Genomic DNA, 11,358 nt, shown 5'->3' with positions numbered 1-11,358 from the left:
GGCGCGGTGTTCACCCACGACGGCAGGAACGAGCTCGACACTTCGATCATGGACGGGGCGACCGGGCGCGCTGGCGCGGCGGCCGGGCTGCATCGGGTCAAGAATCCGATCCTGCTGGCGCGGGCGATCCTGGAACACTCCCGCCATGTGATGATGGTCGGCGACGGCGCAGAGGTGTTCGCCCGCGAGCAAGGCATCACCTTGGTCGATCCGTCGTATTTCCGCACCGAGTCGCGCTGGCGGTCGCTGCAGCGCGCACTGCAGCAGGAAAAGCAAGCGCAGGTCGAGCGCCGGCACCTGATCCTTCCCGGCAAAGCCTATTTCGGCACCGTCGGCGCATTGGCGCTGGACGCGAACGGCAACCTCGCTGCCGGCACATCGACCGGCGGCATGACCAACAAGCGCTATGGCCGTGTCGGTGATTCGCCGATCATCGGTGCTGGTACCTGGGCTGACGCGCGCTGTGCGGTGTCCGGCACCGGCTGGGGCGAGTTCTACATCCGTGCCGCCGCTGCCCACGAGATCTGCGCACGGGTGCGGCTGGCTGGCGAGCCGTTGTCCCGTGCGGCCAACGACGTCATCAACGTGGATATCCCGCGTGCCGGAGGCGATGGCGGCGCGATCGCACTCGGCGCCGACGGCACCATCGCCTTCCCGTTCAACACCGGCGGCATGTACCGCGGCTGGATTGGGGCCGATGGCATACCGCACGTGGCGATCTACAAGACCGACAGGCTGGAGATGCCATGATTTCCTGGCGTCGCTGCTATTCCGGCGGGGTTGGCGAAGAGGCGGGGGTGTCATGAAACTTGCTGCAGGCATGCAAGCTCGTTACAATCGAAGGTTCAGTTGAACCGATTGCGCGGCCCGCAGGCCGCAGGATGCCCATGGCCCGTATTACCGTCGAAGACTGCCTGCAGGTGGTCGACAACCGTTTCGAACTCGTGATGATGGCCGCCAAGCGTGCTCGCCAGCTCGCCGGTGGTGTCGAGCCGAAGCTGGACAACAGCGAATCCAACGACAAGCCGACCGTACTTGCGTTGCGCGAAATCGCCGCGCGTGCGATCGATTCCGAGTTCGTCGACGCGGTGGAGAAGGCCGAACGCGAACGCAAGGAGCGCGAGGCGCTGGAGTGGGCCGCTGCCGACGTCGTGGCCGGGGACGATGACATGAAGGGCGAGGACTGATCCCGGGTCCCTTCGGCACAACGATGAAGCGGCCCCTCGGGGCCGTTTTCATTTGTGCAACGATCATGCGGAATTCGTTTGCGGGTACGCCATCGCAAGGTTAGGCTCGCCAGATGAATCCCGGCGAGCCTGCGATCGTCCAGCTTCCCGCGCCCGATGCGGACGCGGTGCCGGACTATGTGCGCGCGCTGGAACGGGACGCCCGTTACCTCGGTCCGGAGCAATGCGCGTTATTGCGCAAGGCCTGGGCGGTCGGCGCGGCGGCGCATGTAGGCCAGGTCCGGCAATCCGGCGAGCCCTACATCACCCACCCGGTGGCGGTGGCGCGGATCCTCGCCACCCTTGGGCTGGACGTCGAGACCTTGGTCGCGGCGATCCTCCACGACACCATCGAGGACACCCCGATCACCCGTGACGACGTCGCCGCGCAGTTCGGCGAGACGGTGGCGGAACTGGTCGATGGCGTCACCAAGCTGGAAAAGCTGAGCTTCGCCAACCGCCAGGAAGCGGCCGCCGAGAGTTTCCGCAAGATGCTGCTGGCGATGTCGCGAGACCTGCGCGTCATCCTGATCAAGCTGGCCGACCGCCTGCACAACATGCGCACGCTGGGCGCGAAGTCCCACGAAGCGCGGCGCCGGATCGCGGTCGAGACGCTGGATATCTACGCCCCGATCGCGCAGCGGCTGGGCATGAACCTGATCCGCGCCGAATTGCAGGATCTCGGGTTTCGCGCCCTGCACCCCTGGCGGCATGCGGTGATCGCCAAGCGCATTGCCAGCCGCCCGCAGGCGCGCCGCGACGCGCTGGCCCAGATCGAGGCCAGCCTCGCGCAGCGGCTGGCGCTGGAGAAGCTCGAGCACGAGTTGGTCAGCCGGGTCAAGGCGCCGTGGAGCGTGTATTCCAAGATGCGCGCCCAGCACCGCAGTTTCGCGCAGGTCATGGACGTGTTCGGGTTTCGGGTGGTGGTGGATTCGGTGGCCGACTGCTACCACGCACTCGGCGTCGTCCACTCGGTCTACAAGCCGCTGGATGGCCGCTTTCGCGACTTCATCGCCATCCCCAAGGCCAATGGCTACCAGTCGCTGCACACGGTGCTGTTCGGTCCGTATGGCTCGCCGATCGAAGTGCAGATCCGCACCCGCGAGATGCATCTGGTCGCCGAACGCGGCGTGGCCGCGCACTGGGCCTACAAGCTGGGCAGCGAGGCCGGCAACAACGCGCAATTGCGCGCGGCGAGTTGGATTGCCAATCTCGTCGAAAGCCAGCGCGGCACGGGTTCGTCGCTGGAATTCCTCGAGAACGTCAAAGCCGACCTGTTCCCGGACGAGGTCTACCTGTTCACGCCCAAGGGCGACATCCTGTCCTTGCCGCGCAATGCGACCGCGCTGGATTTTGCCTACGCGGTGCATACCGACGTCGGCAACCACGCGGTCGCGGCGCGTGTCGACAAGCGTTTCGCGCCACTGCGGGTCAAACTGGTCAGCGGCCAGAATGTCGAAATCATCACCGCCAAGGCAGCGGCACCCAGCACCCAGTGGCTGGAGTTCGTCGCCACCAGCAAGGCGCGCACCGCGATCCGGCAATCGCTCAAGCAACTCCAGCACGAGGACGCGGTGCAGCTTGGCCACTACATGCTGGATCGCGCCCTGATCGGGCTGGGCACCTCGCTTGATCGCGTACCGATGGAGCGAATCGATGCCTGCCTTGCGGAAAACCGCTATCCACGGCTGGAGGCGCTGCTGGCGGACATCGCGCTTGGCAACCGGATGCCGATGCAGGTGGCCGCACTGTTCGCGCAGCAGACTGCCAAACCGAAGCGGGGCGAGGGCAAGGGCAAGGGCAAGGTCAAGAATGCGCCGCTCGCCACCGTGGCGCGTGAGCCGATCCTGATTTCCGGATCGCAGCGCGGCGTCATCAGTTTCGCGCAGTGCTGCATGCCGATCCCGCGCGACGACATCATGGGCTACCACACGGCAGGCAAGGGCGTGGTCGTGCATCGCATGGACTGCCCGAATGTCGCCGACTACCGCAAGTCGCCGGAACGCTGGGTGCCGGTGGCGTGGGATCGGCAGGTCTCGGGTGATTTCAACGTGGCGATCCGGATCGAGGTCGAGAACCATCCAGGCGTGCTGGCGCAGGTCGCCGCGGCGATTGCCAACGCCGGCTCCAACATCGAACGGGTCGAATACCTCGAGCGCGACAGCAATATCGCCGTGCTGCGCTTCGCCATCGAGATCACCGACAGCCGCCACTTGGACGAGGTGATCCGCGGTGTGCGCAAGCTGAGCGTGGTGCAGCAGGTGCAGCGCGGGTGAGCCTGCCATCGCATGCGCAGTAGAATCGCCTCTCCTGCCCACGCTCCGGAGTGAACATGCCGCGCACCGCCATCCATACCGACCACGCTCCCGCTGCCATCGGCCCGTATTCGCAGGCCACCCGCGCCGGCAACCTGGTGTTCCTGAGCGGTCAAATCCCGCTCGATCCCGCCACCGGGACGGTGGTCGGCGACGGCGACATCGACGCGCAGGCGCGGCGCGCGTTCGACAACCTGAAGGCAGTTTGCGAGGCCGCCGGCGGCTCGCTGGCCGACGTGGTGCGGGTGGGTCTGTACCTCACTGACCTGTCGCAGTTCGCCACCGTCAACGCGGTGATGGGCGAGTATTTCGCACAGCCCTATCCGGCGCGTTCCACCATCGAAGTGTCTGCCTTGCCCAAGGGCGTCGCCTTCGAAGTGGACGCGATCCTCGCGCTGGGCTGAGGCTGGCATCCGCCTTCAACCGGCGCATCCTTGCCCCATGCCGGCTCCACGAATCCACGTCGCCACCGGTGCCGATGCGCCGCTGGCGACGCTCGCTGGTGTCGGCCCGGCGCTGCGCGAGAAGCTCGCGGCGCGCGGCCTGACGACCCTGCAGGACTTGTGGCTGCACCTGCCGCGCAGCTATGAGGACCGCACCACGCTGACGGCGATCCGCGACCTGCGCCCGGGTGAGCCGGCGCAGGTTGAAGGCCAGGTGGAGGCGGTGGAGCGCGGGTTCCGCTATCGCCCGCTGCTGCGGGTGGCGATCCGTGATGCCTCGCGCGCCACCCTGATGCTGCGCTTCTTCCACTTCCGCGCCCAGCAGGTGGCGCAGTTCACGCCGGGCGCGCGGGTGCGCGCCTACGGCACGCCAAGACCGGGCCAGCAGGGCTTGGAAATCGTGCATCCGAGTTACCGCGTGTTGGGCCACGGCGAACAGGCGTTGAGCGAGGCACTGGATCCGGTGTATCTGGTGATCGAGGGCGTCGGCCCTGCCAGCCTGCGCAAGTTGATCCTGCAGTCGCTCGACGCATTGCCGGACGATGCCGTGCTGGAATTGCTGCCCAGCGATCACTTGCGCAGGCTCCAGCTGCCTTCCCTGCGCGAAGCGATCCTGCTGCTGCACGCGCCACCGGTCGGCGCCGACACCGCTGCCTTGCAGGACGGCGTGCATCCGGCGCAGCGGCGGTTGGCGCTGGAGGAATTGCTGGCGCACCAGTTGGGTCTGCGTCGGCAGCGGCTGGCGCTGCAAGCGGAAGGCACGCGTGCGTTGCGTGGTGACGAGATACTGGTCGAGCGCCTGCTGGCGACGCTGCCGTTCAGACTGACCGCGGCACAGCAGCGGGTGTATGCGCAGGTGCGCGATGACATGCGGCGGCCACGGCCGATGCTGCGGCTGGTGCAGGGCGATGTCGGCAGCGGCAAGACCGTGGTGGCCGCGATGGCGGCGCTGCTGGCCGTGGCGGATGGCCGCCAGGCCGCGTTGATGGCCCCCACCGAACTGCTGGCCGAGCAGCATTGCAACAATCTGCGCGCTTGGCTGGAGCCGCTGGGCATCCGGATCTGCTGGCTGGCCGGCAAGGTGACCGGCAAGGCGCGCAAGCAGGCGCTGGCCGAGGTCGCCTCGGGTGCGGCGCAGCTCATCGTCGGCACCCACGCGCTGATGCAGGAGGGCGTCGAATTCAACGATTTGGCGCTCGCCATCGTCGACGAACAGCACCGCTTCGGCGTCCACCAGCGCCTGGCCCTGCGCGACAAGGGCCGTGGCGGTGTGCCGCACCAGCTGGTGATGACCGCCACTCCGATCCCGCGCACGCTGGCGATGAGTGCGTATGCCGATCTCGACGTGTCGGCCATCGACGAACTGCCGCCGGGCCGCACGCCCGTCACCACGGTGGCGCTGTCCGACCAGCGCCGCGCCGAGTTGATCGAACGCATCCGCATCGCCTGCGCCGAAGGCCGGCAGGCGTACTGGGTGTGCACCCTGATCGATGATTCCGACGAGATCCAGGCGCAGGCCGCGCAAACCACCTTCGAGGCACTTCAAAGCGCGTTGCCTGCGCTGCGCATCGGGCTGGTGCATGGCCGTCAGAAGGCCACCGAAAAGCAGGCCACGATGCTTGCCTTCAAGGCCGGCGAACTCGACTTGCTGGTGGCCACCACCGTGATCGAAGTCGGCGTGGACGTGCCCAACGCCTCGCTGATGGTGATCGAGAACGCCGAGCGCCTCGGGCTGGCGCAGCTGCACCAGTTGCGCGGCCGGGTCGGCCGCGGCCGGGCGGCATCGAGCTGCGTGTTGCTCTACCAATTGCCGTTGGGGCAAATCGCACGGCAGCGCCTGGACACCCTGCGCCAGACCAACGACGGCTTCGCCATCGCCGAAAAAGACCTGCAACTGCGCGGCCCCGGCGAACTGCTGGGCACCCGCCAGACTGGACTTGCAGGGTTTCGCATCGCCGATCTGGTGCGTGATGCCGACCTGCTGCCGCAGGTGCACACACTGGCCGACACCCTGCTGCGCGATGCGCCCGAGCTTGCCGATCGCATCGTCGACCGCTGGATCGGCGGTGCGGCCCGCTACGCGGCGGCATGATCCAAAACCTCCTGCGCGCCGCACGGCTTGGCCCATTGAACTCCCGTTCGTGGATCGTTCGATTTACCGTTGCTGGGTCATGCATTACCCCGTTCGTGTTGAGCCTGTCGAACCATGAACGGGAAGCGGATCAGCGCCCGCAGACCGGCACCTGCCCGCAATAAATCCCGTGCAGGGTTTCGATGATGCGCTGCGCCGGGCCGTCGGCCAGCGCATAGAAAATGGTCTGCGCCTCGCGGCGGGTGGTCACCAGCCCGTCTTCGCGCAGTACGGCCAGGTGCTGGGACAGCGCCGACTGGCTGAGGTCGAGGCGGGCGTTCAATTCGCCCACCGAATGCTCGCCGTCCACCAGCAGGCACAGCAGCATCAGCCTATTGTTGTTGGCCAGCGCGCGCAGCAGCCGCGCCGCCTCGTCGGCGTGCGCACGCATCGCTTCCGGGTTCATGGACGGGGCCGATGGACCGGAATTGCGCGGGCGCACGGGCTTGCGCGTCGTGACGGTGCGGGTGCGAGAGGTCGTGTTCATGGGCGGAATTATATTAGTTGACACGAATATAAGCAAACGCTAATGTAATTCTGCGCCCGGGCAGCTCCCGAGCGGGGAGCGGACAGATGGCCAAGATCGTGGTGATGGGCGCAGGACTGGGCGGGATGAGCGCGGCCTACGAGTTGCGCGAAACGCTGGGCAAGGCGCACGAGGTCGTGCTGGTGGGCCAGGGTGAAAGCTTCGGCTTCACGCCCTCGAATCCGTGGCTGGCGGTGGGCTGGCGCAAGCAGGACGACATCAGCGTCGAGATCGCCAAGCACGTCGGCAAGCGGGGCATCCGCTACGACGGCAGCGGGGTGGAGCGGATCGATGCCGAAGCCAATGCCATTGTCACCGGCAAGGGCGAGCGCATCGACTACGACTATCTGCTGATCAGCACCGGCCCCAAGCTGGCCTTCGAAGAAGTGCCCGGCTCCGGCCCGGACGGTGGCTTCACCCAATCGGTCTGCACCACGCAGCACGCGGCGCACGCCTGGCAGGCGTATCAGGCATTCCTGGAAAATCCCGGCCCGGTGGTGGTTGGCGCGGCGGCCGGGGCCAGCTGCTTCGGACCGGCGTATGAATTCGCGATGATCGTCGATGCCGACCTGCGCAAGCGCAAACTGCGCGACCGGGTGCCGATGACCTTCGTGTCCAGCGAGCCCTACGTGGGCCACATGGGGCTCGGTGGCGTCGGCGACTCCAGGGGCCTGATGGAAGCCGAGCTGCGCCAGCGCCACATCAAGTGGATCGTCAACAGCAAGGTCACGGAAGTGCGCGACGGCGAGATGACCGTCGTCGAGCACGACGGCAAGGGCCAGCCCGGTGAGGCGCATGTGCTGCCGTTCAAGTTCGCCATGTTGCTGCCCGCCTTCAAGGGCGTGGACGCGGTGGCGGCGGTCGAGGGCCTGTGCAATCCGCGCGGCTTCGTGATCGTTGACAAGCACCAGCGCAGCCCGAAGTACCCGAAGATCTTCTCGGCCGGCGTGTGCGTGGCGATTCCGCCAGTGGAGGCAACGCCGGTGCCGACCGGCGCGCCCAAGACCGGCTTCATGATCGAGTCGATGGTGACGACCATCGTGCGCAACATCCAGGCCGAGTTGCAGGGCGAGACGCCGGATTACCAAGGCACCTGGAACGCGGTCTGCCTGGCCGACATGGGCGACACTGGCGCGGCCTTCGTGGCACTGCCGCAGATCCCGCCGCGCAACGTCACCTGGACCAAGATCGGCAAGTGGGTGCATCTGGCCAAGATTGGTTTCGAGAAGTACTTCCTCTACAAGATGCGCCACGGCACCAGCGAACCGATCTACGAAAAATACAGCCTCGGCCTGCTCGGCATCGAGCGACTCAAGGACGTGAAGCGTGCTTCCTGATTTCTCAGCATGATTTTCCGCAGATTTTCCCGAAACCACCCACCTCAGGAGATTTCACGATGACCCTCGACCGTGCCGTGCAAGCGTTTGGCGGAATGATGGTGCTGATCAGCGTGGCGTTGACCCACTTCGTGCACCCCAACTTCGTCTGGCTGACCGTGTTCGTCGGCGCCAATCTGTTCCAGTCTGCCTTTACCGGCGTCTGCCCCGCTGCGATGGTCATGTCGCGTTTGGGCATCGGGCGTGGTGACGGCGCTTCGTGCTGCCGCTGACGGGGCATCGCATGGTTTCGATACGACAGCTTTTGTTGCCGGCGCTGTTGGTGCTGACCGCCTGTGGCAGCGACAGGCCCACGGCCACGGCGGTGACACCCGCGAGCCTGGCGACGTTCACCGTGTCGACCCAGGGCGTGCTGCATGGGAACGGCTGGGAGGGCGTGGTGGAATGGGAAGGCGTTGTGGAAGCCGTGCAACGCGCCGACCTGGCAGCACAGACCACGGGGCGGGTGACGTCGGTGCAGGTGGACGTGAACCAAGCGGTTCATGCCGGTGACGTGTTGCTGAGGATCACTTCGATCGAGCAGGATGCCGGTGCCAATGCCGCCCGCGCGCAACTGGCTGCAGCGCAGGCGGCTGCAGCCGAAGCCGAACAGAATTACCGGCGCTATACCGCGTTGGCCGATGCCCAGTACGTTGCCAAGGCGCAGGTCGACCAGGCCCGGGCATCGCGGGATTCGGCCATCGCTGCGCGCAATGCTGCTGTCGCGCAGCTTGCGCAAGCCAACCAGCAGAGCGCCTACACCGTGGTGCGTGCGCCGTTCGCGGGTGTCGTGGCGCGTCGCGACGTGGAGCCGGGCGAAACCGTGGCGCCCGGAAAGGCGTTGCTGAGCCTGTATGCGCCCGGGGCTTTGCGGATCGAAGTGGCAGTGCCGCAGACACGCGCTGACGCCATTCGCCGCAACCCGGCAGCGCAGGTGGCATTGGGCGATGGCCGCACGCTGACCCCGGCTGACGTCGTCGTGTTCCCGGCTGCCGACCCGCAGAGCCACAGCGTGAATGTGCGCGTGCTGCTGCCGCAGATCGAACCGCCCCCGGCGCCGGGCACCACGGCCAAGGTGGTGTTTGCGGCAGATGCCGCGACTGCGGGTGCGGGCGCCCCTCCTGTCTCCAGTATCCGCATACCCGTGGCCAGCATTGTCCAGCGTGGCGAGTTGTCCGGGGTGTACGTGGTGCAAGGCGGGCGATTGTTGCTGCGGCAACTTCGGCTGGGCGCGCGCAGTGGAGACATGGTCGAAGTGATCTCCGGGCTGCGGGTTGGCGAGGTGGTGGCCCGCGACCCGGTCGCAGCCACGGCGGCGATCGCATCCCAGCGCAAGGCTGCAGGGGAGCGTCGTGACTGAGCGGTCGCGGATGGGTCTGTCCGGGCGGCTGGCGGCGGCCTTCCAAGCCAATCCGCTGACCCCGATCCTGGCCATCGTCGGCCTGCTGCTCGGCCTGCTGGCGGTCATGGTGACGCCGCGGGAGGAAGAGCCGCAGATCGACGTCACCATGGCCAATGTCATCGTGCCGTTCGAGGGTGCCAGCACGCGCGACGTCGAACAGTGGGTGGCCACGCCGCTGGAGCAGAAGCTCGCCGAGATCGAAGGCGTCAAGCACGTCTATTCGATCAGCCGCCCGGGTGCGGCGGTGCTGACGGTGGAGTTCGAGGTCGGGGTGCCGCGGCAGCCGGCGCTGGTGCGGCTCTACAACCAGGTGTTCTCGAATGCCGATTTCCTGCCGCAACGTGCCGGTGTCGGCCAGCCGATCATCAAGCCCAAGGGCATTGACGATGTGCCGGTGATGGCGCTGACCCTGTGGAGCGATGATCCCCACGTCGACGCCACGGCGCTGGCGGAAGTGGCGCATACGCTGGAAGCCGAGCTCAAGCGCATTCCCGGCACCCGCGACATCTACACCATCGGCGCGCCCGACCGCGCCGTGCTGGTGACGTTGGACGCCGCCAAGCTGGCGGCGTATGGCCTGGGCGCAGGCGATATCGCGCAGGCGCTGCAGGCGGCCAACGTGGTGCGCCAGGCGGGCGAACGCGTGGACGCCGTGCGCGGTGCGGTGCCGGTGACCGCGGGCAGCTTCCTGGCCAATGCCGAGGACGTGGCGGGCATGGTGATCGGCAGCCGCGACGGCAAGCCGCTGCTGCTGTCGGACGTGGCGAAGGTCGAGGCGCGCGGCGATCTGCCCACGCAGTACGTCTGGACCGGCGCACCTCCGGGGCGCGCGGGCCCCGCGGCGGGCACGGCGCCGGCGGTGACGATTGCCATTGCCAAGAAGCCGGGCAGCAATGCCAGCAACATCACCACCGCCATTGCCCACCGCATCGAACAACTGCGCGGGGAACTCATCCCGCAGGGCGTGCACGTCGGCATCACCCGCGATTACGGCGCCAGTGCCGCAGGCAAGGCGCAGAAGCTGATCCAGAAACTCGTCTTCGCCACCCTGAGCGTGGTGCTGCTGGTGCTGTTCGCGCTGGGCTGGCGGGAGGCGCTGGTGATCGGCGCAGCGGTGGTGCTCACCCTGGCCGTCACCCTGTTCGCCTCGGAGATGATGGGCTTCACCCTCAACCGGGTTTCGCTGTTTGCGCTGATCTTTTCGATCGGCATCCTCGTGGACGACGCCATCGTGGTGGTGGAGAACATCCACCGGCACATGGCCCGGGGCGGCAAGTCGCTGCTGGAGGCGGTCCCGCCGGCGGTGGATGAAGTGGGTGGGCCGACCATCCTTGCGACATTCACGGTGATCGCCGCGCTGATGCCGATGGCCTTCGTGTCCGGGCTGATGGGCCCGTACATGCGCCCGATCCCGATCAATGCCTCGGTGGGCATGCTGCTGTCGCTGGCGATCGCGTTGACTGTCACCCCGTGGCTGGCGCTGAAGCTGCTGGCACGGCATGGACATGCTCTTCCCCCCTCACCCTCCGGCAGAGAGCTCGATTCCCTTCCCCCCTCTCCCTCCGGGAGAGGGGCCGGGGGTGAGGGCAGGGCGGCCGATGTTGCTGATTCGCAATCCACACCCTCACCCCAACCCCCCTCTCAGGGGGAGAGGGGTTCAAACAGCTTGCATCGCCTGTTCGAACGCCTGATGTCACCCTTCCTGCGTGGTGAAGGGGCGGGTCGGAAGCGGCGGTGGCTGTTCGTGGGGATCTTGGCATTGGTACTGGTCTCGGCCTCGCTTGCGGTGTTCAAGCTGGTGGTGCTGAAGATGCTGCCGCTGGACAACAAATCGGAAATCCAGGTGGTGGTGGACCTGCCCGAAGGCAGCACGCTGGAGCGCACCAACGCGCTGCTGACGGAACTTGCAGCCAAGCTCGACACGGTGCCCGAGGTGCTG

Annotated in this window: 10 protein-coding genes; 9 read left to right on the top strand and 1 reads right to left on the bottom strand. The window is 67.0% G+C overall.

Going from position 1 to position 11,358, the window contains the following annotated elements:
- From IT472_RS06980 to recG, 5 genes are all read left to right on the top strand, one after another.
- Window positions 1-750, top strand: a 750-nt coding sequence (locus IT472_RS06980; RefSeq protein WP_297180301.1) for an isoaspartyl peptidase/L-asparaginase, incomplete at its 5' end; no start/stop codon positions are given.
- A gap of 137 nt (window positions 751-887) precedes the next feature.
- Entirely contained in the window at window positions 888-1,187 is a 300-nt protein-coding gene (rpoZ, locus tag IT472_RS06975; RefSeq protein WP_297180299.1) for a DNA-directed RNA polymerase subunit omega, read from the top strand.
- Window positions 1,188-1,300: 113 nt separating this feature from the next.
- Entirely contained in the window at window positions 1,301-3,502 is a 2,202-nt protein-coding gene (locus IT472_RS06970) for a bifunctional (p)ppGpp synthetase/guanosine-3',5'-bis(diphosphate) 3'-pyrophosphohydrolase (protein WP_297180297.1), read from the top strand.
- Between the two features lie 56 nt (window positions 3,503-3,558).
- Window positions 3,559-3,945 carry a RidA family protein gene (locus IT472_RS06965; RefSeq protein WP_297180295.1) on the top strand — a complete coding sequence of 129 codons (387 nt, stop codon included), beginning with the start codon at window positions 3,559-3,561 and terminating at the stop codon, window positions 3,943-3,945.
- Window positions 3,946-3,982: 37 nt separating this feature from the next.
- The gene (gene recG, locus IT472_RS06960; RefSeq protein ID WP_297180294.1) at window positions 3,983-6,076 is read left to right on the top strand and encodes an ATP-dependent DNA helicase RecG; all 2,094 of its coding nucleotides are present in this window, start codon (window positions 3,983-3,985) and stop codon (window positions 6,074-6,076) included.
- 130 nt (window positions 6,077-6,206) lie between these two features.
- Here the strand turns inward: recG and IT472_RS06955 are convergent, their stop codons facing one another.
- Window positions 6,207-6,521, bottom strand: coding sequence for a metalloregulator ArsR/SmtB family transcription factor (locus IT472_RS06955; RefSeq protein WP_297180305.1), 315 nt, complete (start codon window positions 6,519-6,521; stop codon window positions 6,207-6,209).
- Window positions 6,522-6,688: 167 nt separating this feature from the next.
- Here IT472_RS06955 and IT472_RS06950 point away from each other — a divergent pair, with 167 nt between their 5' ends.
- The 4 genes from IT472_RS06950 to IT472_RS06935 all read left to right on the top strand — a co-directional run.
- Window positions 6,689-7,978 carry an FAD/NAD(P)-binding oxidoreductase gene (locus IT472_RS06950; RefSeq protein ID WP_297180292.1) on the top strand — a complete coding sequence of 430 codons (1,290 nt, stop codon included), beginning with the start codon at window positions 6,689-6,691 and terminating at the stop codon, window positions 7,976-7,978.
- A gap of 59 nt (window positions 7,979-8,037) precedes the next feature.
- On the top strand, window positions 8,038-8,250 hold the full coding sequence (locus IT472_RS06945; protein WP_297180291.1) for a DUF2892 domain-containing protein: 213 nt from the start codon (window positions 8,038-8,040) through the stop codon (window positions 8,248-8,250).
- 11 nt (window positions 8,251-8,261) lie between these two features.
- The gene (locus IT472_RS06940; protein WP_297180289.1) at window positions 8,262-9,377 is read left to right on the top strand and encodes an efflux RND transporter periplasmic adaptor subunit; all 1,116 of its coding nucleotides are present in this window, start codon (window positions 8,262-8,264) and stop codon (window positions 9,375-9,377) included.
- Window positions 9,378-9,387: 10 nt separating this feature from the next.
- Window positions 9,388-11,358, top strand: a 1,971-nt coding sequence (locus IT472_RS06935) for an efflux RND transporter permease subunit (RefSeq protein ID WP_297180303.1), incomplete at its 3' end; no start/stop codon positions are given.

This window comes from Thermomonas sp. (genome assembly GCF_020850895.1).
In the GTDB taxonomy this organism is placed as follows: Bacteria; Pseudomonadota; Gammaproteobacteria; order Xanthomonadales; family Xanthomonadaceae; genus Thermomonas.
This window is presented reverse-complemented; position numbering and strand designations above follow the sequence as displayed.

What these genes read in the sequence shown, in the direction of transcription:
- rpoZ (WP_297180299.1), top strand. Translation starts at nt 888, where the DNA reads ATGGCCCGTATTACCGTCGAAGACTGCCTGCAGGTGGTCGACAACCGT.
- IT472_RS06970 (WP_297180297.1), top strand. Translation starts at nt 1,301, where the DNA reads ATGAATCCCGGCGAGCCTGCGATCGTCCAGCTTCCCGCGCCCGATGCG.
- IT472_RS06965 (WP_297180295.1), top strand. Translation starts at nt 3,559, where the DNA reads ATGCCGCGCACCGCCATCCATACCGACCACGCTCCCGCTGCCATCGGC.
- recG (WP_297180294.1), top strand. Translation starts at nt 3,983, where the DNA reads ATGCCGGCTCCACGAATCCACGTCGCCACCGGTGCCGATGCGCCGCTG.
- IT472_RS06955 (WP_297180305.1), bottom strand. Translation starts at nt 6,521, where the DNA reads ATGAACCCGGAAGCGATGCGTGCGCACGCCGACGAGGCGGCGCGGCTG.
- IT472_RS06950 (WP_297180292.1), top strand. Translation starts at nt 6,689, where the DNA reads ATGGCCAAGATCGTGGTGATGGGCGCAGGACTGGGCGGGATGAGCGCG.
- IT472_RS06945 (WP_297180291.1), top strand. Translation starts at nt 8,038, where the DNA reads ATGACCCTCGACCGTGCCGTGCAAGCGTTTGGCGGAATGATGGTGCTG.
- IT472_RS06940 (WP_297180289.1), top strand. Translation starts at nt 8,262, where the DNA reads ATGGTTTCGATACGACAGCTTTTGTTGCCGGCGCTGTTGGTGCTGACC.